The sequence below is a fragment of the Paractinoplanes atraurantiacus genome (assembly GCF_900215205.1).
Classification (GTDB): domain Bacteria; phylum Actinomycetota; class Actinomycetes; order Mycobacteriales; family Micromonosporaceae; genus Actinoplanes; species Actinoplanes atraurantiacus.
On record NZ_OBDY01000001.1, the window covers coordinates 633925 to 658738 of the forward strand.

The 24814-nt window shown below is 71.2% G+C and carries 22 protein-coding genes; 10 read left to right on the forward strand and 12 right to left on the reverse strand.

What is annotated here, in order from left to right; all coding sequences use genetic code 11:
- Positions 1-558 precede the first annotated feature (558 nt).
- The 5 genes from CRP55_RS02975 to deoC all read right to left on the reverse strand — a co-directional run bounded on the left by CRP55_RS02975 (position 559) and on the right by deoC (position 7293).
- Positions 559-3072: a transposase gene (locus CRP55_RS02975; protein ID WP_179854995.1), complete on the reverse strand. Its 2514-nt coding sequence runs from the start codon at positions 3070-3072 to the stop codon at positions 559-561.
- A gap of 72 nt (positions 3073-3144) precedes the next feature.
- The gene (locus CRP55_RS02980; protein WP_438865747.1) at positions 3145-4038 is read right to left on the reverse strand and encodes a SatS C-terminal domain-containing protein; all 894 of its coding nucleotides are present in this window, start codon (positions 4036-4038) and stop codon (positions 3145-3147) included.
- 69 nt (positions 4039-4107) lie between these two features.
- Positions 4108-4926 (reverse strand): aldehyde dehydrogenase family protein, encoded by an 819-nt coding sequence (locus CRP55_RS02985; RefSeq protein ID WP_097317867.1) that lies wholly within the window; start codon positions 4924-4926, stop codon positions 4108-4110.
- The gene (locus CRP55_RS02990) at positions 4919-6337 is read right to left on the reverse strand and encodes an aldehyde dehydrogenase family protein (RefSeq protein WP_097317868.1); all 1419 of its coding nucleotides are present in this window, start codon (positions 6335-6337) and stop codon (positions 4919-4921) included. Before CRP55_RS02990 ends, CRP55_RS02985 begins: the two co-directional genes overlap by 8 nt.
- A gap of 5 nt (positions 6338-6342) precedes the next feature.
- On the reverse strand, positions 6343-7293 hold the full coding sequence (deoC, locus tag CRP55_RS02995; protein ID WP_097317869.1) for a deoxyribose-phosphate aldolase: 951 nt from the start codon (positions 7291-7293) through the stop codon (positions 6343-6345).
- 60 nt (positions 7294-7353) lie between these two features.
- Here deoC and upp point away from each other — a divergent pair, with 60 nt between their 5' ends.
- On the forward strand, positions 7354-7986 hold the full coding sequence (gene upp / locus CRP55_RS03000; RefSeq protein ID WP_097318710.1) for a uracil phosphoribosyltransferase: 633 nt from the start codon (positions 7354-7356) through the stop codon (positions 7984-7986).
- Between the two features lie 183 nt (positions 7987-8169).
- Here the strand turns inward: upp and CRP55_RS03005 are convergent, their stop codons facing one another.
- Complete coding sequence (locus tag CRP55_RS03005) at positions 8170-8652, reverse strand: NUDIX hydrolase (protein WP_097317870.1); 483 nt, start codon at positions 8650-8652, stop codon at positions 8170-8172.
- 84 nt (positions 8653-8736) lie between these two features.
- Between CRP55_RS03005 and CRP55_RS03010 the strand changes: the two genes are divergently transcribed.
- Entirely contained in the window at positions 8737-9420 is a 684-nt protein-coding gene (locus CRP55_RS03010; RefSeq protein ID WP_097317871.1) for a GOLPH3/VPS74 family protein, read from the forward strand.
- A 44-nt stretch (positions 9421-9464) separates the two neighbouring features.
- Here CRP55_RS03010 and CRP55_RS03015 read toward each other — a convergent pair whose 3' ends face one another.
- Complete coding sequence (locus tag CRP55_RS03015; protein WP_097317872.1) at positions 9465-11105, reverse strand: phospho-sugar mutase; 1641 nt, start codon at positions 11103-11105, stop codon at positions 9465-9467.
- Positions 11106-11133: 28 nt separating this feature from the next.
- Positions 11134-13041, reverse strand: a complete 1908-nt coding sequence (locus tag CRP55_RS03020; RefSeq protein WP_097317873.1) for a serine/threonine-protein kinase — start codon at positions 13039-13041, stop codon at positions 11134-11136.
- A 205-nt stretch (positions 13042-13246) separates the two neighbouring features.
- Here CRP55_RS03020 and CRP55_RS03025 point away from each other — a divergent pair, with 205 nt between their 5' ends.
- Together CRP55_RS03025 and CRP55_RS03030 are read left to right on the forward strand one after the other, a co-directional pair.
- Positions 13247-14812: an acyl-CoA mutase large subunit family protein gene (locus CRP55_RS03025; RefSeq protein WP_097317874.1), complete on the forward strand. Its 1566-nt coding sequence runs from the start codon at positions 13247-13249 to the stop codon at positions 14810-14812.
- Positions 14813-14981: 169 nt separating this feature from the next.
- Positions 14982-16238, forward strand: a complete 1257-nt coding sequence (locus CRP55_RS03030; RefSeq protein WP_097317875.1) for an amidohydrolase — start codon at positions 14982-14984, stop codon at positions 16236-16238.
- A 13-nt stretch (positions 16239-16251) separates the two neighbouring features.
- On the opposite strand, the gene CRP55_RS03035 is transcribed toward CRP55_RS03030, so the two are convergent.
- On the reverse strand, positions 16252-17169 hold the full coding sequence (locus CRP55_RS03035) for a DUF4349 domain-containing protein (protein WP_097317876.1): 918 nt from the start codon (positions 17167-17169) through the stop codon (positions 16252-16254).
- 103 nt (positions 17170-17272) lie between these two features.
- Here CRP55_RS03035 and CRP55_RS03040 point away from each other — a divergent pair, with 103 nt between their 5' ends.
- From CRP55_RS03040 to CRP55_RS03055, 4 genes are all read left to right on the forward strand, one after another.
- Positions 17273-17890: an MBL fold metallo-hydrolase gene (locus CRP55_RS03040; RefSeq protein WP_097317877.1), complete on the forward strand. Its 618-nt coding sequence runs from the start codon at positions 17273-17275 to the stop codon at positions 17888-17890.
- Entirely contained in the window at positions 17891-18841 is a 951-nt protein-coding gene (locus CRP55_RS03045; protein WP_097317878.1) for a hypothetical protein, read from the forward strand.
- Positions 18842-18908: 67 nt separating this feature from the next.
- Positions 18909-19646: an SCO6745 family protein gene (locus CRP55_RS03050; RefSeq protein WP_097317879.1), complete on the forward strand. Its 738-nt coding sequence runs from the start codon at positions 18909-18911 to the stop codon at positions 19644-19646.
- A gap of 46 nt (positions 19647-19692) precedes the next feature.
- Positions 19693-20649 carry a GNAT family N-acetyltransferase gene (locus CRP55_RS03055; protein WP_097317880.1) on the forward strand — a complete coding sequence of 319 codons (957 nt, stop codon included), beginning with the start codon at positions 19693-19695 and terminating at the stop codon, positions 20647-20649.
- On the opposite strand, the gene CRP55_RS03060 is transcribed toward CRP55_RS03055, so the two are convergent.
- The gene (locus CRP55_RS03060; RefSeq protein ID WP_097317881.1) at positions 20642-21106 is read right to left on the reverse strand and encodes a gamma-glutamylcyclotransferase family protein; all 465 of its coding nucleotides are present in this window, start codon (positions 21104-21106) and stop codon (positions 20642-20644) included. The genes CRP55_RS03055 and CRP55_RS03060 overlap by 8 nt on opposite strands.
- An 83-nt stretch (positions 21107-21189) precedes the next feature.
- On the opposite strand from CRP55_RS03060, the gene CRP55_RS03065 reads away from it, so the two are divergent.
- Positions 21190-22590, forward strand: a complete 1401-nt coding sequence (locus tag CRP55_RS03065; protein ID WP_097318711.1) for an NAD(P)H-quinone dehydrogenase — start codon at positions 21190-21192, stop codon at positions 22588-22590.
- On the opposite strand, the gene CRP55_RS03070 is transcribed toward CRP55_RS03065, so the two are convergent.
- Entirely contained in the window at positions 22520-23290 is a 771-nt protein-coding gene (locus CRP55_RS03070) for a DedA family protein (RefSeq protein WP_097317882.1), read from the reverse strand. The genes CRP55_RS03065 and CRP55_RS03070 overlap by 71 nt on opposite strands.
- Positions 23291-23632: 342 nt before the next feature.
- Between CRP55_RS03070 and CRP55_RS03075 the strand changes: the two genes are divergently transcribed.
- A complete protein-coding gene (locus CRP55_RS03075; protein WP_097317883.1) occupies positions 23633-24178 on the forward strand; it encodes a GNAT family N-acetyltransferase in 546 nt (181 codons plus the stop codon).
- Positions 24179-24185: 7 nt separating this feature from the next.
- Here the strand turns inward: CRP55_RS03075 and CRP55_RS03080 are convergent, their stop codons facing one another.
- Positions 24186-24806, reverse strand: a complete 621-nt coding sequence (locus tag CRP55_RS03080) for a TetR/AcrR family transcriptional regulator (RefSeq protein ID WP_097317884.1) — start codon at positions 24804-24806, stop codon at positions 24186-24188.
- Positions 24807-24814 lie beyond the last annotated feature (8 nt).

The following is a 24814-nucleotide window of genomic DNA, read 5'->3' on the forward strand; positions in this document are numbered from 1 at the left end:
AACATGGACGGCACGTAATACCCTTTCTCGGGCTGAACGATTCCGGCTGGACCGGGCCCCAGTACGGCCGCTAGATTCATGCTAATTGATGTCTGAGCTACCGGCCAGAGCAATTTTGACCAGCGCTGAAGAGTCCGGTTCGGGGCGCTGGGAAGCGGGAAGCAGCATTGAGCAGCTCTCCAACACGCTTCGCTGGCGACCTCGACCCGGAGGCCGGCCACTCCTCGGCGTCCTCCAGTGTGGAGCGGCCGGCGTTAGCTGTGGCGTGACTGGGGGAGAGCGCTCAGGGCTGCCCTTGACGGCAGGCGAAGAGGTCGTAGTCGCTCCGCAATGAGCCACTTACAACCCGGGGCCGCTGATCGATGAGGGCGAAGCTCCAGGCCAGGAGCCGTACTACCCTACGGCTTGAGCAAACGCCGCTGAAGCGGCGCGGCCTCCGGCCGAAGCTTCACGCCTGCGGAAGGCCGTCAGGCGGGCGCTTGCGAAGATCAGCGCTTCAGGCAAGCGAAAGGCCGGTGCGATCGGAGAGTCTCCCGATCGCACCGGCCTGCGGCGTTGTCAGCGGGAGCCGTAGCCCGCGTTGTCGTTGCGGAATTCGTTTTCTTCGCCCTGGCCGCCGTCTCGGGTGAAGTCCCAGCCGCCGGCGGACTCGCGGCCCGGGCGGCCGCCCATGGCGAAGCCGCCGATCTCCTGGCCTCGGCGCCAACCGCGGAAGTAACCCGTGGTGTGTGCGGCGATGCTGGCGGCGTCGCGGACGATGCGCAGCGGGCGCTCCTCGCGCAGCGGGGAACCCGGGACCAGGTTGGCCTGGGGGACCCGTTTCGGGAGGCCGGCGGCCGTCTCGGCGGCCACCTCGGGGGTGGCTGCCTTTTCGGCCGCGCGCCAGCCCGTGTCGTTCGGGTTGGTCCAGTCGAGCTTGTCGGTCTGCTCGGTGTGGCCCGTGAACCAGGCCGACCTGGCCTGGGCGAAGATCAGCAGGTCGCCGTCGTTGCTGTCGGCCGGGACGGGCGGGGCGATGCTGCGGTCGAGCGCCGTCAACGTCGAGCTGGTCGCCGTGCCGGTGGGGACTCGGCGGGCCGCGTTGCGGCGGGCCTCGCCCTCGACCAGGCGCAGCGCGGGCGGCTCGGTGACGGCGGGCAGGTCGGTGACCGTCGCGTCGAGGCTGGTGCCGGTGTCGACCAGGCGCAGGGCCGGCGGCTCCTTGGGCATGTCCTGCCACGGCGGGCGGACCCGGCCGTCGGCCGGCGGGGAGCTCGCCGAGGCGGCCGGGAGGGTCGCCGTGTCGTCGGATCCGCTGTTGAGCAGCGGCCAGTTGGCGCGCGAGCCGGGCTCGGCCTCGGGACCGCCGGGGCGCTGGGTCGGCATCGGCAGCGAGTAGTCGGTGGCGCTGTTGGCCGGCGGCGTCGAGGCGGCCGGGCGGGTCGTCGACGGGCGCGGCGGGATGACCGTGCGCTGGCGCTCGGCGCGGGCGTTGTTGATCGCCGCGTTGGTGAGCGTGGCCCGGAACGGCTGGCCGGTCTCGGCCGGCGTCGGCGCACCCGAGGAGGGTGCCGAGGCGCCCGGCCCGCCCAGGAGAGGCGAGCCGGAGGAAGGCGCACCCGGAAGCGGCGCGCCGGAGGACGGCGAGCTCGGGAACGACGGCGCCCCGGACGAAGGCGAGCCCGGGAACGACGGCGTACCGGAGGAAGGCGAGCCCGGGAACGACGGCGTGCCGGAAGACGAGGCCGGGAACGATCCGGTGGAGGACGCGGCCGGGAACGACCGGGACGGCAGCGACGACGGTGATGTCGGAGCCGACGGGGAGGACGTGGGCGCCACCGGGTTGCGGGCGGCGGGGCGTGAACCCGGCGTGATCGGCGTCATGCCCGGCGGGGGCGGCGGCGTCGAGATCGGGCGGTTGCCGGGGCCGGAGACCGGGCGGCTGCTCGGTGCCGACACGGGGCGGCTGCTGGGGGCCGGCGCCCTGTTCGGGAACGCGGCGGCCGGGACCGACGGGCGCGGCGCGACCGGGGAGGGCGCGAGCGGCGGCGGGCCGATCGGGTCGGGAGCGACCGGCGGCGACGTCAGCGGCTGCGGTGAGGCCGGGCCGCTGCCGGTGGAGGCCGGCTCGGGGCGGCCGCGGCGGCCGAAGGCCGACACTGCCTGCAGCGGGGCCGGCTCGGACGTGCGGCGGGCGCCTCGACGGCCCGCGCTGCCCGGCGGTGTGCTGCGGGCCGCGATCGTGCCGATCAGGGACGCGCAGGCGGCGTCGCAGGCGCGGACCGCGGCGACGGCCTGGCGGACCGTTTCGCCGGCGGCGGGGGCGAGCGACTTGTTGATGCCGCCGCGGCGCGGCGACTCGCTGATCGCGACGTGCAGGGCGGTGACCGCGGCGATGATCTCGTCCTCGGTGCCGGCGCCGGCCCGGGTGAGCTCGTGCGCGACCTGCTCGGCGGCGCGCTCGGAGTCGCCGTCGGCGGTGAGCCGGCCCGGCTCGGGCAGCGCGTCGAGCACGGACAGCGCGAGCGGGTGCGACGGGTCGGGGTAGGCCCGCAGGGCCGCCGGGTAGAGCTCGCGGAGGACCTCGCGCAGCGCGGTGGCCGCCGCGTGCCGGCCGTTGAGCAGCGCCACGTGCGCGGCCAGGACGGGCTTGTAGCTGATCAGCTCGCGGGAGACCGGCATGCCGCTCGCCGTCAGGGCGCCGGCCTGCAGGGCCCGGGCCAGGCCGACCGCCCGCCGGGCGGCGGGCGGGGCCTGCATCTCCTCGACGGAGTCGTCGTCGGCGAAGCGCTCGGCGAAGTCGTCGGTGGTGTCGTCGTCGGCCACGACCAGCGGCCGGCCGGCCGCGGTGAGAAGCGACGTCACGAGGTGGTCGTCGCTGTCGGCGGCGACCGCGGCGTCGGTGAATCCACTCGTCCGTTCCACGAGCAGCGATCCGAGCTCGGCGTAACCGCCGGGATCGTCGCCGATCTCGTGAACGCCGAGCAGTCGTCCTGCGTCGTCAACCACGGCGATGGTCAGCTGCGGGGCCGAGACCCCACGTACCGAATCATCAGCCGACGCCAGACCGCAGTACACGCGCACGAGCGCCACGGCGTCGTCCTCCCCTCCCCGGGACTTCCCATTGCTGTCGGTGGCCAAGGACTGATGCTCCCTGGTGAGGGGTCAGTCGCGCCAGTCCACAGCGGCAGAGATCTTGCCGATTACCGAGCGCCAGCCCAGACTTGCCTGTTGTGCCCCGATTTTCTTCAATCGGCGACGACCGAAGAATCCACCCATACCTCCGCTTTCCGCGGAACGGAGGGATTCGTCCAGGTCATCGAGGGGCGAGCCCGGCGACAGTGCCAGGATCACCGGCTTGAGCCGCAGCGCGTGACCCAGGTCGCGGGCCACCTCGCCGGCGGCGATGAGCAGTGGAAGATCCCACGTGTCGTGCCCGCCGCGCAGGTTTTCCACCACGAGGTCGAGCTCGTAGCGGTCGTCCGGCTGCGGGTCGATGTCCGTCGACTGTACCCGGTCGGCCAGGGTGGCCCAGGAGCCGAGTTGTGCGAGGTCGTGCGGAGCACCCGAACGAATGAAGGACACCAGCGACTCGGGGGTCTTGAAGGCGAGCAGCCGGCCCTTGTGGCTCAGGAAGAGGGGGACCTCTTCATCCTCCGCCTGGGCGGTTTCCTCGTCCTCGAAGTCGGCCGGGTCGGGCTCGTCGGCGTCCTTGCCGTCGGAGGAGCCTTCGGCCAGCAGCGCCTTGTACTCCTCGTCGACGATGATCTCCTCATCGTCGTCCTCGACGGGCTCGGCCCGCTTGCGCGAGTCGAAGAGGTCGTCCTCCTCGACATCGGCCTCGGTCGGGGTGATCTCGGAGGCCTTGCGGTAGGCGCGGAGGGTGATGCCGACGCCGGCCGGCAACGCGATCTCGACCGGCTCGATGCCGACCTCTTCCCACAGCGCACTGCCGGAGGCCCCGTCAGTGGAGGCGGCCTGCGCCTCGGGCTCGTCGGACTGGCTGGCCACGGTGACCTCCGCGTTGATCGGGCTGTGGGACGGTGAGTCTGCCGACACACCCTAATGGGCGCGCCTGGGCGCGGGCTGACCGTCCCCCATAGTTCTGCTTTGACCGTTTGAAAACGATCAGAAACCTTTCGGGTGCCACACCGTCTTGGTCTCGAGCAGAGCGGTCATCGGGCCCACTCCCGGGTCGGCCGTCCAGTCGGGCGCGGAAGAAGGACGCAGCACCCTCTTGAGGGTGCCGGCGGCGGCCCGCTCGAGCTCGGTCGCCAGGTCGCCGTCGTCCACGCCGGAGAGGTCGATCGCGTTGACGTCGTCGTGCGAGGCGAGCCAGGGCGCGATCTCGGCGGCGTGTCCGGTCAGGACGTTCACCACTCCGCCGGGGACGTCGGAGGTGGCGAAGACCTCGGCCAGGGTGACGGCGGCCTGTGGGTTGCCCGCGACGACCACGACCGTGTTGCCGGTGACGACGGCCGGCGCGATCACGCTGACCAGGCCGATCAGCGACGGCGGGGCGACCACGGCCACGACGCCGGTCGGCTCGGGGGCCGAGATGTTGAAGAACGGCCCGGCCACCGGGTTGGCGCCGCCCGCGACCTGAGCGATCTTGTCGGACCAGCCCGCGTACCAGACCCAGCGGTCGACCGCGGCGTCCACCTCGGAGCCCTTGACACCCAGGGCCTTGAACTCGGCCCGGCGTGCCTCGAGCATCTCGGCGACGCGATAAAGGACCTGACCTCGGTTGTACGCCGTGGCGCCGGCCCATTTGGGCTGCGCGGCCCGGGCGGCCACCACCGCGTCGCGGGCGTCCTTGCGGGAGGCGAGGGAGACGTTGTCGCCGTCCACCAGATAGGTCCGTCCTGATTCGCTGCGCGGGAACTTCCCGCCCACGTACAGCTTGTAGGTCTTGCGCACGGAGAGGCGCACCGATGACTCAGGCAAGGTACGCCTCCAGGCCGTGACGACCGCCCTCGCGGCCGTACCCCGATTCCTTGTAGCCGCCGAACGGCGACGTGGGGTCGAACTTGTTGAACGTGTTGGCCCAGACCACGCCGGCCCGCAGCTTGTCGGCCACGGCCAGGATCCGGGAGCCCTTCTCGCTCCAGACGCCGGCCGACAGACCGTACGGCGTGTTGTTGGCCTTTTCGATCGCCTCGGCCGGGGTGCGGAAGGTCAGCACCGACAGCACCGGTCCGAAGATCTCCTCGCGGGCGATCCGGTGGGCCTGGGTGACGCCGGTGAAGATCGTCGGCGCGAACCAGAAGCCCCGGTCGGGCAGCGGACACTCCGGCGACCAGCGCTCGGCGCCCTCGGTGGCGCCAATTTCCGACAATTCGGTAATCCGGGCGAGCTGGGCCGCGGAGTTGATGGCGCCGACGTCGGTGTTCTTGTCGAGCGGGTCGCCGACGCGCAGCGTGGACATGCGGCGCTTGAGCGAGGCGAGCAGCTCCTCGGCGATCGACTCCTGCACCAGCAGCCGCGAGCCCGCGCAGCACACGTGACCCTGGTTGAAGAAGATGCCGTTGACGATGCCCTCGACGGCCTGGTCGATCGGGGCGTCGTCGAAAACGATGTTGGCCGCCTTGCCACCGAGCTCGAGCGTGAGCTTCTTGCCGGTGCCGGCCACCGAGCGGGCGATGGCCCGGCCGACCTCGGTCGAGCCGGTGAAGGCGACCTTGTTGACGTCGGGGTGCTCGACCAGGTAGCGGCCGGTGTCGCCGGCGCCGGTGACGATGTTGACCACGCCCGGCGGCAGCTCCGCCTGGCGGCAGATGTCGGCGAAGAAGAGCGCGGAGAGCGGGGTCGTCTCGGCCGGCTTGAGCACCACGGTGTTGCCGGTGGCCAGCGCCGGGGCGATCTTCCAGGCCAGCATCATCAGCGGGAAGTTCCACGGGATGACCTGGCCGGCCACGCCGAGCGGGCGCGGGTCGGGGCCGAAGCCGGCGTATTTCAGCTTGTCGGCCCAGCCCGCGTAATAGAAGAAGTGCGCGGCGACCAGCGGCAGGTCGACGTCGCGCGACTCCTTGATCGGCTTGCCGTTGTCGAGGGACTCGAGCACGGCGAGCTCGCGGGAGCGCTCCTGGATGATCCGCGCGATGCGGAACAGGTATTTGGCGCGCTCGGAGCCGGGCAGCGTGGACCAGCCCTCGAAGGCGCGGCGGGCGGCGGCGACCGCCCGGTCGACATCTTCCGGGCCGGCCAGGGCGACCTCGGAGAGGACCTCCTCGTCGGCCGGGTTGATCGTCTTGAAGGTGTCCTTGGCCTCGCCGAACTCGCCGTCGATGAACAGCCCGTAGGACGGGGCGATCGTGACGACCGAGCGGGACTCGGGAGCGGGAGCGTATTCGAACATCGGCCTCAGTCCAGGGTGAAGTAGTCCGGACCGGCGTAGTGGCCGGTGGTGAGCTTGGTCCGCTGCATCAGCAGGTCGTTGAGCAGCGAGGAGGCGCCGAAGCGGAACCAGTCGGGGTCGAGCCAGTCGTCGCCGACGGTCTCGTTGATCATCACGAGATATTTGATGGCGTCTTTGGTCGTACGGATGCCGCCCGCGGGCTTGACGCCGACCTGGCGCCCGTGGCGCTCGCGGAAGTCGCGCACCGCCTCGAGCATGATCAGCGTGACCGGCAGGGTGGCCGCGACCGGGACCTTGCCGGTCGAGGTCTTGATGAAGTCGGCCCCGGCCAGCATGGCCAGCCAGGAGGCGCGGCGCACGTTGTCGTACGTCGCCAGCTCGCCGGTCTCGAGGATGACCTTGAGGTGGGCGGAACCGCACGCCTCCTTGACCGCGACGATCTCGTCGAAGACCTTGCCGTAGTCGCCGGCCAGGAACGCGCCCCGGCTGATCACCATGTCGATCTCGTCGGCACCGGCCGCCACCGCGTCGCGCGTGTCGGCCAGCTTGACGTCGAGCGGCGCCTGGCCGGACGGGAAGGCGGTGGCCACGCTGGCCAGGTGGACGCCGGAGCCGGCCAGCACCTCGGCCGCGAACGGGACCATGGCCGGGTAGACGCAGACGGCGGCCACCGGGGGACATGTCGGGTCGGAGGGGTCGGGCCGCAGGGCCTTGGCCGAGAGGGCCCGCACCTTGCCCGGGGTGTCCGCGCCCTCGAGGGTGGTCAGGTCGACCATGCGGATGGCCAGGTCGATGGCTTGGGCCTTGGCGGTCGTCTTCACCGATCGGGTGCCGAGCGCCGCCGCCCTGGCCTCGACGCCCACCTTGTCGACGCCGGGCAGTCCGTGCAGGAAAGTCCGGAGATCAGAGGCGGAATCGGGCAGGCCGGACAGCCTTGACGTCGCTGTCGCAGTCATGAAAACGATTCTACGCGGCCCTCCGACAGTTGATCTTGAATGACCGGTAGGTTGTGCCCCGTGGACGTACTCGTTGTAGATCACCCGCTCGCCCAGACCAGGCTCACCGCGATGCGGAACGCGGACACCGACTCCGGCGTGTTCCGGGCCTCTCTGCACGAGTTGACCACCATGGTCGTGTACGAGGCGGCCCGCTCCTTCGCCACCGAGCAGTACCCGATCAGCACGCCGGTCGCGCCCACCGAGGGCACCCGGCTGGCCAACCCGCCGCTGATCGTCCCGGTGCTGCGCGCCGGCCTCGGCATGGCCGACTCGGCGCTGGCGCTGCTGCCCGAGTCGTCGATGGGCTTCGTGGGCCTGGCCCGCGACGAGAAGACCTACGAGCCGCGGGCGTACATGGAGTCGCTGCCGGGCGACCTCTCCGGCCAGCCTGTGCTGGTGCTCGACCCGATGTTGGCCACCGGTGGGTCGCTGCTGCACTGCTGCCGGCTGCTGGTCGACCGCGGGTGCACCGACGTGATCATCTGCTGCGTGCTGGCGGCGCCTGAGGGGGTCGCTGCCCTGGAGGAGTCGGGGCTGCCGTTGCGGCTGGTTACGGCGTCTATTGATCAAGGGTTGAATGAGAAGAAGTACATCGTTCCGGGGCTGGGGGATGCGGGGGATCGGCAGTTCGGGGGGATGCGCCGGTTTTAGGGCGAGGGCTGGGCTGGGCGGGTCGCGCTGCTGAGCTGGCTGGCCTCGCTTCGCTCGGCGGGCACTTCGCCCTTTGGGGCAAATGAGTTGAGCCCGGTTTTCCGACGCCGCGGGGTGTGCGGCGTTGGAAAACCGGGCTCAACTCATTTGCGGGCGAAGTGCGACTTTGGTTGCGGTTCGAGGTCAGGTGTACGACCAGCTTGTGGCGCGGCCGTTCGCGAAGGGCATGACGCCGTGGAAGACGGTGGGGGAGGCGGCGAAGACCAGAGGGAGGAAGTGGCGGTCGGACTCCCACATCGGGACCTTGCCCGATAAAACGTCGGAAACCGGTACCCAGTGCAGGCTTCCCTCCTCGTTCGACGAAAGGGGAGTGCCGCTCCACTCTGGAATGCGGAAGAGGAAGCCGAACCAGTTCTCGCCGTTGCGGCCGAAGCCGGGCCACGAGATCGTGCCGGCGAGATCGACGCGGTCGGCCGAGATCCCGGCCTCTTCCTTGATCTCGCGGCGCATGCCGGTCACCACGTCCTCGTCGGGTGAAAGCTTGCCGCCGAGGCCGTTGTACTTGCCGTAGTGGATGTCGTCCGGGCGGGTGTCACGACGGATCATGAGGACCTGATCGGATGACGGTGACAGCACGTAACCCAGCGTTGCGATGATTGCCTGCACGGCCGCGACTCTATAAGGAAGCAACCGGGATATAACCGTCCTGGCGATCGGTCTGCGTGACTGGGGACACTATCGTTTCGAGCCATGACCTCCATCGCGCTCGCCGAGGAACTGCTACTCCTCGCGTACGACGACCAGACCGGCAAGGCGACCGGATCCCGTATCGGGCTCGACCTCGGCATGGCCGCGGCTGTGCTGGTCGATCTCGCCTTGGCGGGACGTGTCGCGTACGTCGACGGATACCTCAAAGTCATCGACAACCGGCCGATCGGCGACCCGATCGCCGACGCCGTCCTCGCCAAGGCCGCCGAGGACGAGCCGCACACCCCGGCCCAGTGGCTCCAGCGGCTGCGGCACCGCCTGCGGACCCGGGTGCTCGAGGACCTGTGCGCCCGCGGCGTCGTCCAGGACGTGGACGAGACCCAGCAGGGATTCATCCACGTGCACCGCTACCCGACGACCGACCCGGCCTTCGAGGCCGAGATCCGGTCCCGGCTGGCCAAGGCGCTGACCAGCGACGGGCCGACCGACGAGCGGACCGCGGCGCTGGCCACGCTGCTCGTGGCGACCCGCATGGAGCCGGCCCTGCGCCTGCCCGCCGAGGAGTCGGCCCGGGCGCACGAGCGTCTCGAGCAGATCGCCGCCGGCGCCGGCTTCTCGGGCAGCGCCAACCTGGAGGACTCGATCGTCCGCCCGTCCGTCGCCCTCGTGGTGGCGACGCTGGGCCGGGCCATCACGGCCGCTCTCGGCGCTCCCAAGCCGGCATGACGGGTGACGCCGGGCGCGCGTGACGTGGCGCGCCCGGCGAGATCTCAGACCCCGAGCGCGGCGGCGATCTCCTGCCGCAACGTGACCAGGGACGACGCCGCGCGGGTGCGGGCCGCGGTCAGGTCACCCTCGCCGGTCGGTTCGACCACTTCGAGGTACGCCTTGAGCTTGGGCTCCGTGCCCGACGGGCGGATGACCGCGCGCGCCGACCCGGTGCGGAACGTGAGCACGTTGTTGGCGGTGTCGTCGGACGTGACGACCGGGGCGCCGAGCAGCGTCGCCGGCGGGGCGCTGCGGGCCCGCCGCATCGCCACCCCGATCTCGGCCAGGTCGTCGACCCGGATCGAGAGCTGGTCGGTCGCGTGCACCCCGAACTCGGCGGCCAGCTCGTCGAGCCGGTCGGCCAGCGTGCGCCCCTCGGCCTTGAGCCCGGCCGCCAGCTCGGCCACCGTCAGGGCGGCCGTGATGCCGTCCTTGTCGCGCACGAGCGACGGGGCGACGCAGTAGCCGAGCGCCTCCTCGTAGCCGTAGGCCAGGTCCTCCGCGGCCCGCACGATCCATTTGAAGCCGGTCAGCGTCTCCGCGTACGGCACGCCCCGGGCCTCGCAGAGACGGCCGAGCAACTGCGAGGAGACGATCGTTGTCGCGTACGTCCCGGGAACGCCCCGCCGGATGAGGTAGTCGCCGAGCAGTACGCCCAGCTCGTCGCCCCGCAGCGGCCGCCACCCGCCCTCGGCCGTCGGGACGGCCACCGCGCACCGGTCGGCGTCCGGGTCGTTGGCGATGGCCAGGTCGGCCCCGGTGCCCTGGGCCAGCGCGAGAAGCAGGTCCATCGCGCCCGGCTCCTCCGGGTTGGGGAAGGCGACGGTCGGGAACTCCGGGTCGGGTTCGGCCTGCTCGGCGACGACCGCGAGGTCCGGGAAGCCGGCCGCCGCGAAGGCCGCCTGCAGAGTGCTGCCCCCGACACCGTGCATCGGGGTGTACGCGATCGCGAGGTCCCGGGGGCCGCCCTCGCTGAGGGTGGCGGCGGCGCTCCGGGCGTACCCCTCAATGATCTTGTCTTCGATCAGCGTGCCCGGATCGCCCAGCGCAACCTCGGACAGGGATCCGACGGCCCGGATGGCCGCCTCGATGCCGGCGTCGGCGGGCGGGACGATTTGCGCGCCGTCGCCGGCCGGACCGCCCAGCCCGCGCCCGAGATAGACCTTGTAGCCGTTGTCCTGGGGCGGGTTGTGGCTCGCGGTCACCATCACCCCGGCCACCGCGTCCAGAGCCCGCACCGTGTACGCCAGGACCGGCGTCGGCAGGGTCCCGGGCAGCAGCAGCGCCTCCCGCCCGGCCCCGGTGGCGACGCGGGCGGTCTGCTCGGCGAACTCGCGGGAGCCGTGCCGCGCGTCGTACCCGATCACCAGCGGCCCTTCGCCGCCCTGCGCGGCCAGCCAGGTGACCAGGCCGGCCGCGGCCCGGGTGACGACCGCGAGGTTCATCCCGTTCGGACCGGCCCGCAGGCGCCCGCGCAGCCCGGCGGTGCCGAAGGTGAGCGGGCCGGCGAACCGGTCGCTCAGCTCGGCGGCGGTGCCGGGCAGGCCGTCGATCAGCCGGGTCAGCTCGGCGCGGGTGGCCGGGTCGGGGTCGTCCGCCAGCCAGGTTTCCGCGAGGGAACGCAGTTCGTCGTCAGGTGCCATCTGAGTTTGATAGCACGAGACGGGAACGTCAGGCGGCGCCCAGGGCGTACGACTTGATCATCTGGTCGAAGATCGGCTTGCTCGCGGCGAACTGCGATTCCTTGGTGGTCAGGTAGAACGAGTACGCCTTGCCGCCGGAGATCACCGCGCCCCAGAGGCCGTGCCGGCCCTCGGCGCCGCTGCCGCACTTGTACTCCAGCACCGCGCCGTCGCGACCGGCGATCTTGGTCGCGGTCAGGCCGACCCGGCTGTACGGCGTCGTGCAGGACGTCGTGCCCTTCTTGAGGTTGCTCTCGGCGACGCCCAGGAAGGAGGTCGGCGTGCCCTTCGATTTCTCGATCAGGATGCGGACCTTGCGCTTGGCGTCCTGCGGGTCGGCGTAGTCGACCCAGCTGCCGGCCGCCTTGCGGGTCCAGCCGGCGGGCACGAGCACGCTGATGCCGCGCTCCTTGTACGGCTGCGTGGCGAACGTCGGTGCGACGTTCTCCACCGCCGAGGGCGGGGCGGCAACCGGTGTCTTGTCGTCGCCACCACCGCCGGTCAGCGAGAAGACCAGGACCAGCAGGAGCACGACGCCGAGGGCACCGCCGCCGGCGATCAGCTGTTTCTGGCGCGGCCAGCCCTTGACCGTGGTGACCGCGCGGTCGGTCGCCTGGCGGGCGGTGCCGACGGCGTTGTTGATCATCGCCTTGCGCTTGGCCGCCGGGCTCTGCACGACGGTGCCGCCGGCCATCGGGTCACGGGCCGCGCGGGCGCCGTTCCAGGCCTCGCGGGGCGGCAGCACGCTGGTGGTGTCGCCGGTCGGCATCGGCGGAGGGGACATCATGGCGCCGGTCGGCGGCAGGTCGCCCGGCGCGCCCCGGCGAGCGGCGGCGCCGTTCTCCTGCTGGAGCTTGGCCAGGTGGTCGGTGAGCGAGGCGCCCGGCGCGAGCATGGCCCGGCCGCCGATCTGGCCGCTCGGCTGCGGCGGGATCGGCTGGGTCTCGGCCGGTGCGGCCGGCGGGCGCGGCGAGGGGACGACCGAGTAGGGGTCGGTCATCATGTGCGGCGGGCTCTTGCTGGCCAGCGGGCCGGCCAGCTGCTGGCGCAGCATCGTCCGGGCGGTCTGCACGTCCATCCGCCGGGCCGGGTCCTTCTCGAGCAGGCCCATCAGCACCGGGGTGAGCGAACCGGCCCGCACGGCCGGGGCCGGCGGGTCCTCGACCACCGCGTGCATGGTCTCGATCGGGTCGCCCTTGTCGAACGGGGGACGGCCCTCGACCGCTGTGTAGAGCGTGACGCCCAGCGAGAACAGGTCGCTCGGTGGCCCGAACTCGCTGCCCATGGCCCGCTCGGGCGAGATGAAGTGCGGCGAGCCGAGCACCATGCCGGGCGTGGTCAGCTGCACGTCGGTGGGCATGCGGGCGACGCCGAAGTCGGTCAGCACGCAGCGGCCGTCGGAGCAGATCAGCACGTTGGCCGGCTTGACGTCGCGGTGCAGCACGCCGTGCGCGTGCGCCACCTCGAGGGCACCCAGCAGCGCGATGCCGATCTTGGCGACGACGCGGGTCGCGACGGGCCCGTCCTCGATCACCATGTCGGCCAGGCTGCGCGCCTCGAGCAGCTCCATCACGATCCACGGGCGGCCGTTCTCGTGCACGACGTCGTAGACCTGCACGACCGCCGGGTGCTGGAGGGCCGCGGCCGCGCGCGCCTCGCGCATGGTCCGCTCGTACATCGCGTCGCGGTCGCTGGGGGCCAGGCCGGGCGGGAGGATGACCTCCTTGATCGCCACGTCGCGGCGCAGCAGCGTGTCCGCCGCGCGCCAGACCGTGCCCATGCCACCGTGGCCCACCGCGGCACGGAGTGTGTACCGTCCGCCGATGAGCGTGCCCGGGGCTGCGCGTCCGCTGGTGGGAGCCGTGTTACCGCCGCTCCACGTCGGAATCTGAGTCACTGAGGATGCCACCGAGGGGGTCTAGGGGCCGTCGACCAACCACGCCATCTTGCCGGTTCCGCCCCCCGAATTGAAAGTCACGGGGCTCGTGTTTACCTGAACTCGACGGTAGGTGACGGGGGAATCGCATTCGGTGGACGGATTCGGACGCTGAGTGCAAAAGTCCTCACTCGATCGGATTGAACGAAGCCTTAGGATCACCGGTGTGAACGCGGAGTCGGGATTCGAGATCAAGCCGGTTTACCGTCCGGGCGACGTTTCGCCGGACGCTTCGATCGGCGAGCCGGGCGAGTTCCCGTACACGAGGGGTGTCTATCCCACGATGTACACCAAGCGCCCCTGGACCATGCGGCAGTACGCGGGCTTCGGCACCGCGGCCGAGTCCAACGCGCGCTACCACCAGCTGCTCGCGGCCGGCACGATGGGCCTGTCGGTGGCCTTCGACCTGCCCACACAGATGGGCTACGACTCGGACGAGCCGATCGCGCACGGCGAGGTCGGCAAGGTCGGCGTGGCCATCGACTCCATCGACGACATGCGGCGGCTCTTCCACGAGATCCCGCTCGACAAGGTCTCGACCTCGATGACGATCAACGCGCCGGGCTCGGTGCTGCTGCTCCTTTATCAACTGGTCGCCGAGGAGCAGGGCGTTCCCGGCACGGCCCTGCAGGGCACGATCCAGAACGACATCCTCAAGGAGTACATCGCCCGGGGCACGTACATTTTCCCGCCGAAACCGTCGTTGCGCCTGGTGGCCGACACTTTCGCGTACTGCCGTAAAGAGATCCCGAAGTGGAACACGATCTCGATCTCCGGCTATCACATGGCCGAGGCCGGGGCGTCGCCCGCTCAGGAGATCGCTTTCACTCTGGCCAACGGCATGGAGTACGTCCGGGCGGCGCTCGCCGCCGGCCTGGCCGTCGACGATTTCGCGCCCCGGCTGTCGTTCTTCTTCGTCGCCCGCACCACGCTGCTCGAGGAGATCGCCAAGTTCCGGGCCGCGCGCCGCATGTGGGCCCGCGTCATGCGCGACGAGTTCGGCGCCCAAGATCCGAAATCGCTGATGCTGCGATTCCACACGCAGACCGCCGGCGTGCAGCTCACCGCCCAGCAGCCCGAGGTCAACCTCGTGCGGGTGGCGATCCAGGCGCTGGGCGCGGTCGCCGGCGGCACCCAGTCGCTGCACACCAACGCGTACGACGAGGCCATCGCCCTGCCCACCGAGAAATCGGCCCGGCTCGCCCTGCGCACCCAGCAGGTCCTGGCCTTCGAGAGCGGCCTGACCGGTACGGTCGACCCGTTCGCCGGCTCGTACGCGATCGAGGCCCTGACCGACGAGGTGGAAAAGGAGGCCACCGCGCTGATCGAGCGGGTCTTCTCGTACGGGTCGGCGGTGGACGCGATCGAGCAGGGCTTCCAGAAACAGGAGATCGAGACCTCGGCCTACCGCATCGCCAACGAGATCGACAGCGGTGAGCGCGTGGTGGTGGGCGTCAACCGGTTCGCCGCCGAGACCGAGGAGCGCTACGAGCCGCTGCGCGTCGACCCGGCGATCGAGGCGGCTCAAGTGGCCCGGCTGGCCGCGCTGCGCGCCGACCGCGACAGTGTGGCGGTCGAGACAGCCCTGGCGGATTTGGCGAAGGCCGCCGGTGGGAATGAGAACGTCCTACCGTTGATGAAAGAGGCGTTGCGTCTTCGTGCCACAGTGGGCGAGGTATGCCACACCTTGCGCGGCGTGTGGGGGGTCTACCACCCTGTCGAGCGCTTTTGACGGCGCGGTTCCCGTGATCCGGGACGGCCGTTGAACCGCGTCACCTCAACGGTCCGTAACCGGTTGTAGGCGTGTGCGGGAAATGGCGTTGCACAGTGTTACCTAAAACGGTCTAAGCTGGCGCGCGTCGCGAAAACCCGACAAAACTTCTCTTGATACGGAAGCCGACGTGACTACTGCTCTGACGGAGCCCGAAGGGGCCCAGACGGAGTGGCCCGGGCCGTTGCCCGGTGCCGAGCCCCTGCCCGGCCAGCTCGACCGCTGGCTCGCCTCCCGTGGCGCGGAGCTCGTAGCGATTCGACGGCACATCCACGCGCACCCCGAACCCTCCTATCGCGAGTTCGAGACCGCGGCCCTGGTCGCCCGCGAGCTGGCCGTGGCCGGCCTCTCGCCGCAGCTGCTGCCCGACCGCAACGGCGTCATCTGCGACATCGGCCGGGGTGACCGGGTGATCGCCTTCCGGGCCGACCTCGACGCGCTGCCGTTGCAGGACCTCAAGGACGTGCCGTACCGCTCGACCGTGCCCAACGTGGCCCACGCCTGCGGCCACGACGTGCACACCACGGTCATGCTCGGCCTCGGCCTGGCCCTGGCCCAGCTCGACGAGCGCGGCCAGCTCCCGGGCCGGGTCCGGCTGATCTTCCAGCCGGCCGAGGAGTCGGTGCCCTCGGGCGCGCCCCACGTGATCGCCGCCGGCGCCCTCAAGGACGTCGCCGCGATCTACGCGCTGCACTGCTACCCGCAGCTGCCGGCCGGCCTGGTCGGCGTGCGCTCGGGCCCGTTCACGGCGGCCGCCGACATGATCGACGTCAAGGTCACAGGCCCCGGCGGGCACACCGCCCGTCCGCACCTCACGGCCGACCTGGTGCACGCGCTCGGCCGGATCATCGTCGACGTGCCGTCGCTTCTGGGACGCCGCGTCGACCCGCGGGCCGGCGTCTCCATGGTGTGGGGCGCGGTGCACGCGGGCGAGGCGCCCAACGCCATCCCCGGCGTGGGCGAGGCCCGCGGCACCGTGCGCATCCTCAACCGCGACGCCTGGCGCCAGGCCCCCGAGCTGATCACCAAGCTGATCCAGGACGTGGTCGCGCCGACCGGCGCCCACGTCGAGGTGGGATATCACCGCGGCGTCCCGCCGGTGATCAACGACCGGATGGCGTCGGCCGTGATCGCCGGGGCGGCCGGCGCCGCTCTCGGCGCCGACCGGGTGGTCGAGGCCGAGATCAGCATGGGCGGCGAGGACTTCGCGTTCTACCTCGACCACGTGCCGGGCGCGATGATCCGGCTCGGCACCGCCCGCCCCGGCTCGGACGAGAAGCACGACCTGCACCAGGGCGACTTCGACGTGGACGAGAACTGCATCGGCTACGGCATCCGGGTCATGACCCACACCGCGCTGGCCGCCCTGGCCACCGGCGCCTTCTAGCCCTCGGCGCCGGCTAGTCCTGCGGCGCCGGCGGCAACGCCGGCGCCGGACGGGACCGCCGCAACCGGCGGATCAGGTGGAGCGCCGCCCACGCCGGCAGGCCGATGGCGATCACCCACGGCAGCAGCGCGCCGAGCACGGTCAGCAACACCTTGAGCGAGGCCAGCAGCGCGTCCCACCCGGCGCCGAGCCCGGCCAGGAAGCCCGGCGGGTCGTCGCTGTCCCCGGCCACCGGGTCGGCGTCCGGGTCGAGATAGGTGACGGTGATCGTGGAGAGCGCGGTCAGGTCGGCCAGGTTGCGCTTCTTGGCCTGCAACGAGGCGAGATCGGACTCGCGGGTGGCCACCTCGCGCTCGAGCATGACCAGGTCGTCCAGCGACTTGGCCTGGCCGAGCAGCTTGCGGCCGCTGTCGACCCGGGCCTGCTGCACGGCGATCCGGGCGTCCAGGTCGACCACCGCCTCGGTGACGTCCTCGGTGTTGATCTGGCGCTGCTCCTCGTCGCCCAGCTTGGCCAGCTGGTCGACGACCGTGCCGAACTTGTCGGCCGGGACGCGCAGCTCCAGGGTGGCGCTGCCGGCGCCGGAGCCGCTCGTGCGGTTGTCGCCGCCGACGAAGCCGCCGGCCGTGTTCGCGATGCCGGTGGCCTGCCCGGCCGCGGCGTTGACGTCCTTCACCCGTACCGAAAGAGATCCTCGGTAAATGATCGAGCGCTGCTCGACGCGCAGGTCGGGCGCCTGCGCTGTGGTGTCCTTGCCCTGGGCCGGTGCGCCTTTCTCGTTCTGCGCCTGGTCGGGCGCCATGGCCGGCGCCTCGGCGGCGCCGCTGGTGTTCTGGGAGTCGCTGGAATCGGCGCTGCATCCGGCGACCAGGAGGCCGGTGATCAGAATGGTCGCCGCGAGATATGTCTTTCGGTTACGGATCGCACGCATGGTGTTTCTCCCTGTCCCCGCTAGAGATGTGGGTTTGGGACGTGCGGCACAGCGTTCATGGTTCCGGCAGACTGGTCACGAATCGGCGGCGACGGAGGGTCCCATGCGCATCACCAAGTTCGGGCATTCCTGCCTTCGCGTCGAGGGCGAGGGTGTCCTCGTCATCGACCCGGGCAACTTCAGTGAGCGCTCCGCGGTCGACGGCGCCGACGCGGTGCTGATCACCCACGAGCATCCCGACCACGTCGATCACGAGACCATCGCGCCGGTCCCGCGGATCTACGCCCACCCCGACGTGCTCGCCACACTGACGAGCTATCAGGGCGAGACCGTTGCGGTCGAGCCGGGTCAGCGCCTGGAGGTGGCCGGATATCAGGTCTCGGCGCACGGCGGGCAGCACGCGGTGATCCACCAGGACATCCCGCGGATCGCCAACCTGGCCTATCTGGTCGCCGACGGGAGCACCAACCTCTACCACCCGGGTGACTCGTTCACCGTGCCGGAGGACACGACGGTGGACACGCTGTTCGCGCCGATCAATGCTCCGTGGATGAGGGCGATGGAGTCGATCGACTTCATCCGGGCGGTCCGGCCCGGACGGGCGTACGCGCTGCACGACGGCCTGCTCAACGCTAACGGCCTGAAGATCTACGGCGGGCTCTCCGAGAGGCTGTCCGGCACGACGTGGGCGCACGTCGCGCCCGGCACGGTCATCGACTGAATGGGCACCGCCACCGAGGAACTGATCCAGCGGCTGTACGAGGCGCCGCCGGAGGGCTTCGTCGCGGCCCGCACGGCCGCGATCGAGGACGCCCGCAAGGCCGGGGACAGGGCCACCGCCAAGCGGCTGGCCGCGCTCAAGAAGCCGACGGTGGCCGCGTGGGTGGTCAACCTGCTCGCGCTGCGCCGCCCGGAGCTGGTCGAGGAGCTGGCCGACCTGGCCGGCGCCCTGCGCGAGGCCCAGCGCGGCCTGGACGGCGACGCGCTGCGTGAGCTGACCGCGCAGCGCCGGCAGGTCGTGTCGGCGCTGGTCGCCGCGGCCGGCAAGCTGGCCCGGGCCGAGGAGCCGGGCCTCAAGCTGCCGCTGGCCGAGGTGGAGGCGACGCTGACCGCGGCCATGGCCGAGCCGGAGATCGCCGCTCAGGTCCGCACCGGCCGTTTGATCAGGGCCGCCACCTACGCCGGTTTCGGCGAGGTGCCCCGTCCGAGGCTCCGGCTCGTCGGCGACATCCCCGATAAGTCGGACATCGGCGACGAGAGTGAGGATGAGCACGACGACGACGGTGCCGAGGTCATCGAGCTGCCTCAGACCTCGTCGCGCGAGCGGGCCGCCGCCGAGCGTCGGCGTCGGGAGCAGGAGCAGCACAAGCGCGAGCTGGAGCAGCGCAAGCGGGAGCTGCGCCGCCGGTTGAGCACGGCCCAGTCGGCCGAGCGCCGGGCCGACGAGCAGCTGGAGAAGGCCGAGGGCGCCGAACGTGACGCTGGTCACGTCGTGGAGGATCTGGACGCCGAGCTGGCGGAACTGGAACGCCGGCGTACCGAAGCGCAGGCCGAGGTGGCCCGCCGCAAGCAGGCTCGTCGCGACGCCGAGCGAGCCGCCGCGGCGGCCCGGCGCGAGGTCGGCGACGTTCAGGCGGCACTGGAGGATCTTGAAGCGGACGAGTCGGATTGATCTGGTTTGCCGCCCCAAGCGGGAAGATTATTTTCCGAAACGGTCCGAGGAGAGCAGAATCGGGCGGGTGACCCCCGAACAGGCTGCCGCCACTGCCAAAACGGGACTCGCCACCATCGTGGGCGCCTTTGCCGAGTCGCCGCAGACACTTCGCCGGGCCCGCCTGCTCGGCCTTTCCGGCTGGGCCTATCACGTCTCGGCGCGCGCCGGCGCGCTCGGCGACGTCCGCCCGGAGACCGTCGCCGCGGCCATCGGCTTCATCGCGCCCGAGGCCGTCATCGACGGCTGGGAGGCGACCGCCAAGACCTCGGCCCCGATGGAGGTGGCCACCTGGCATCTGCACGAGCTCTGCACGTGGGGCGCCGAGCAGCTCGGCGGCTTCCCCCGGCTCGGGCGGCTGCACGAGCTGACCCACCGGGTGGTGGCCGCTGTCGACTACGCCGGGCTGCCGCTGTTCGCCGCCTGGCGGGCCATGCCGGTGCCCGAGCAGAGCGCCGGCGCCCAGGCCGCGGTCCTGCTGCATCTGCTGCACGAGCACCGGCTCGGCGTGCACCTGGTGGCCGTGCGGGCCAGCGGGCTCACCCCCTTGCAGGCGATCATCGCCGGGCCCGAGGGTGAGACCGGCGCCGTCGCGTTCGGCTGGCAACCGCCCTACCCGCCGGCCGGGCCGATCGTGCGCCGGCTCATGTGGGCCGACTCGGCCGCCGACGCGATGGCCGGCCAGGCCTACGCGTCGCTCGACCTCACCGAGCGGGTCGAGCTCATCGGCCTGCTGGAGTCGCTGCGGCACCGCCTGGCCCCGTGACGTAATTCGATGGCCCGGCCCGGGCGCTTCGTGGTCGGATGCTCCGATGACCGAGCTTCCCGACGGCTGGAGCCTGCGCCGGCCCACCCTCGACGACGTGCCCGCGATCCTCGAGCTGGTGCACGCCAGCGACATCGCCGCCATCGGCTATCCCGACTTCAGCGCCGAGGAGGTCCGGGAGTCGCTCACCGAGCCGAACACCGACATGGCGCGCGACGTCTGGCTGGCGCTCGACCCCACGGGCAAGATCGTCGGCTGGGCCTTCCCGGTGAACGCGGCCGCGATCAACCGTGACTTCGTCGAGGTCTACGTCTGGCCCGAGCTCGGCCGGCCGGCCATGGTGCCGCTGCTCGAGATCATCCTGGCCCGGGCGGCCGAGCGGGCGGTCGAGTTCGGCCACAGCCCGTATGAGGTGCGGGCCGGCGCCGTGCCCACCGAGGAGCCCTACATCCAGGCCCTGCTCGACCACGGCTTCACGTTCCTCAAGCAGCACGCCCGCATGCAGATGCCGCTCGACGGCGTGCCGCACACGGCGCCCGAGCCGCCCGAGGGCGTCACCGTCCGCCTGGTGCGGCCCGATGACGACGCCGACATGCGCGCCGTGCACGAGGTCATCCAGCAGGCGTTCCTCGACTCCGACCACCGCACGGCCGATTACGAGGCGTGGCGCAAGCTCCTCGACGAGGAGCCCGTGCACGTGTACGACGAGTGGTTCGTGGCCGAGATCGACGGCCGGGTCGTGGGCGCGCTGGAGTCGTCGGCCGACAGCGGCGACGCGAACGACGAGGGCTGGGTGAAAAGGCTGGGCGTGCTCTCCTCGTACCGCAAACGCGGTCTTGGCGAGACGCTGCTGCGCCATGCCTTCGCCGTCTACGCGCGCAAGGGTTATGCCAAGGCGGGCCTGGGCGTCGACCTGGCCAACCCGACCGAGGCCGCGCGCCTCTATCTCGCCGTCGGCATGAAGCCGCTGTACGAGGCGAACGTCTACCAGAAGTTCATTTAGGCTCCGGCGGCGGCGTCCCGGTGGGCCGCTGCCGCAGCTCCTGCACGTAGTCGTCCGGGGCTCCGGCCTTCTCGGCCGCGTTGGCGATCTCCGAGAGATACCACGCGGTGGGCAGGCCGCCCTCGTAACCGGCGAAGACGTAGACCCACGCGCTGAACTCGCCCTCGAGCGTCGAGACACGCACGGTGACCTTCTGGTACGCCTCGGCGGTCACCCCCTCGACCTCGTCGAGCTGAGCGGCGTCCCAGGGGTGGACGTCGTAGAGCGAGACGAAGACGCGGTCGCCGGGGGACTCGACGATCGTGGTGACCGCGCCCTCCCAGCCCAATTCCCCCTCACCGGCGAAGGTCAGGCGCCAGCCTTCTATCCACCCCACGCCCACCATGGGCGAGTGCGGACAGTAGGCCCGCATGCGGGCGGGGTCGAGGTTCGAGCCATACGCGGCGTAATGACGCACGGCGATGACGATAGCCCGATCGGGCGGTGGTGGAGAATACAAGGAGTGCGTGTCGGCACATTGGCAACGTGAAGGGAAGCGTCGTGAGTCGGATCGTGATCATCGGTGGGGGACCGGGCGGGTACGAGGCCGCGTTGGTGGCGGCCCAGCTCGACGCGGACGTCACCCTCGTCGAGGCGGACGGTCCGGGCGGCGCCTGCGTCCTCACCGACTGTGTGCCGTCCAAGACCTTCATCGCCAGCTCAGAGGTGATGACGGGCTACCGGCACAACGAGCGTTTCGGCATCCGTTCGGCCGGCCTGGACGGGGTGACGGTCGACGCGGCCGCGGTCAACGAGCGGGTCAAGAAGCTGGCGCTGGCCCAGTCCGGCGACATCCAGGCCAAGCTGGTCAAGGCGGGTGTCGACGTGGTGCACGGCCGGGCGCGCCTGGGTGAGGACACCCTCGGCCACACCCACCAGGTGCTGATCACCCCGCATGACGGTTCCGAATACGCCGTTGACGCCACCACCGTGCTGCTGGCCACCGGCGCCACCCCTCGGGTGCTGCCCACGGCCCGGCCCGACGGGGAGCGCATCCTCGACTGGCGTCAGCTCTACGACCTGACCGAGCTGCCCTCACACCTGATCGTCATCGGCTCCGGTGTGACCGGCGCCGAGTTCGCCAGCGCCTACCTGGCCATGGGCGTCAAGGTCACGCTGGTCTCCAGCCGCGAGCGGGTCATGCCGCACGAGGACGCCGACGCCGCGATGGCGATCGAGCGGGTCTTCCGCGAGCGCGGCATGACCATTCTCAGCCAGGCCCGCGGTCGCTCGGTCGAGAACACCGGGGACGGCGTCAAGGTCACGCTGGGTGACGGCAGCATCGTCGAGGGGTCGCACGCGCTCATCGCGGTCGGCGCGATCCCCAACACCGCGGATCTAGGGCTTGAGGAGTACGGGGTCCAGGTCGGCGACGGTGGCTACGTGACCGTCGACCGGGTGTCGCGCACCAACGTGCCCGGCGTCTACGCGGCCGGCGACTGCACCGGCGTGCTCGCGCTGGCCAGCGTGGCCGCCATGCAGGGGCGCATCGCGATATGGCACGCGATGGGCGAGGCGGTCGCCCCGCTGCGCCTGCGCACCGTCTCGGCCAACGCCTTCACCGACCCCGAGCTGGCCACCGTCGGCGTCAGCCAGAACGACGTGGACGCCGGCCGGGTGCCGGCCCGGCAGGTGATGCTGCCGCTGACCGGCAACGCCCGGGCCAAGATGGCCGACCTGACCGACGGTTTCGTCAAGCTGTTCTGCCGGCCGGCCACCGGTCAGATCGTCGGCGGCGTGGTGGTGGCGCCCAAGGCGAGCGAGCTGATCCTGCCGATCACCATGGCGGTGGAGAACAACCTGACCGTGGACCAGCTGGCCCACACGATCACTATCTACCCGTCGCTGTCGGGCTCGATTGCGGAAGCGGCACGTCAGCTGATGCTTCACGAGCTGCAGTGAAGTCGTCCTTGCCCTTCTCGGCGGCCGCCTGAAGCATGGCCGCCTCTTCGGCTTCCTTGCGGCCGCCGAACAGGGCGAGGATCCAGCCGGCCGTGCCGAAGACCAGGGCGGCCGAGGCGGCGACCGCGAACAGGCGCCAGGCCGACTGGGTGAGGGCCGTGCCGCCGACGTGGCCGACCAGCCCGCCGTACGTGCCCCAGGCCAGCGCGGCCAGGCCGTCGTAGAGGATGAACAGCTTGATCGGGTAGCCCCGGCGGCCGGCGTGGAACCCGGCCGCCATCCGGCCCCCGGGCACGAAACGGCAGAGCAGAAGCACGAGCGGGCCGGGCCGGCGCAGGCCCCGGGTGAAGCGCTCGGCCGCCCGCCGGGTCTTCGACTCCTCTTTCGCCTCGTCGTCGTGCTTGGGCCCGTAGCGGGCGCGCAGCGCGGCCAGACGGCCCGAGCCGAGGCCGCCGCTCGGCCGGCCCAGGACGCTCGACCGGCCCAGCGTGAAGGCGATCGAGTCGCCGGTGAACATGCCGAGCGCGCCGATGGCGATCACGAGGGCGAGATTGAGATTGCCGTAGACAGTGAGCGCCCCGGATGTGATCATGATCGCCTGGATCGGGACCACCGGAATCATCGCGTCGACCGCGAGGAAGCCGAAGAGAGCAAGGTACGCCCACGCCGGTGTTGCCATCATGGTCAACAGTTCCGTCATGGGTCCTTTACCTCACGGGGTGTTAGGGGCCTCTCGGGGATTGTCCGTGGAGGCACCTGAGAATGGGCTGTGTTTCAGGATGCTCCTGATCAGGGCCGGTCGGCGGTGATGCCTGACACGGTATTGTCTCGATCTCCCGAGCGCTCGCGGTTTTTCCGCCCGCCACCACGTCTTGTCCTATTTGTCACCAGGCAAGTTTTCCGCGCGGCCCCCTCGGGCGTACCGTGAGGTGGCCGGAACGCCGGGTCCCCCGTTCTCGGTGTGCCGGCCGGCGGGCCGTCGGTAGGTCCCGTACCGGCGGCCCGCCCCCTTTCGCCCGGCCTTTTTGTCTAGCCTGAGCGGATGCCCGTTCTCGCCCCACCCGTGTACGACGTCCAGAAGTCCTTTCTGGAGGCCATGGCCGAGTACGAGGCGGAGGGCCGGGGCGCGCCGGGCGACTTCAGCAACATCGGCAGCGACATGCGGGTCTGGTCGGCCACCTGGTCATCGCCGGAGGTCTTCCGCACCTTCGTCGACGGGCTGCGCGCGCAGGCGCTCGAGGAGACGCCCCGCCCGGCCTCGTTCGTGCCCACCACCGTGCTCTGGTGGGTCGAGGGCGCCGACTACCTGGGCCGCCTGAACATCCGCCAGCGCCTGGCGCCGGGGGAGGCCGGTCAGCGCAACGGGCATATCGGATATGACGTACGCCCGTCGGCCCGCCGCCAGGGCCACGCGACCGCGATGCTGGCTGCCGCGCTGCCCCTGGCCGCGTCGCTCGGCCTGCCCAGGGTGCTGGTCACCTGCGATGCCGGCAACGAGGCGTCCCGGCGCACGATCGAGCGCAACGGCGGCGTGGCCGACGCGCCGATCGGCGAGAAACTCCGCTACTGGATCACGACCGCTCGTTGAGCTGCCATCACGACCGCTCGTTGAGCTGCCGGAACATCAGCCGGGCGACCGCCTCCGGGTCCTCGCCCCGGTCAGGGAAGGCCCCGGTCAGCCACAGCGTGGCGAAACCGTGCGCCATCGACCACGCGGCCCTCCCGGCCGCCCGCACCTCCGGCGGGGCCGCCTCGGCCGTACCCTCGGAAGCTCTTTGTGCCCTTTCGCCCTGGTGCAGGGTGCCGTCCGGCAGGCCGGCCACGCCCGCGTAGAGCGTGTCGGCCGAGCGGGCCCGGGCCTTGACCAGATCGGGATCGTCCGCGCGGTAGAGGTCGGGGCGGAACATCACCTCGAAGTGGGCGCTCCTGGTCGTCGCGAAGCGGACGTAGGTGACCCCGAGCTCGACGAAGCTGCCGCTGGCCAGCCACGACGTGGACAGCGCCTTGCCCAGCTCCTCGTATCCCTGCACGGCGAAGGCGGTGAGCAGGCCGGTCATGTCGCCGAAATGGTGGGTGGGCGCGGTGTGCGAGACACCGGCCCGCCGCGCCAGATCGCGCATGCTCAGCGAGGCGATCCCGTTCTCCGTGATCGCCTCGGCCGCCGCCCGCAGCAGCGCCCGCCGCAGGTCACCGTGGTGATAGCTCGCTTTCGCCATGACCGGCG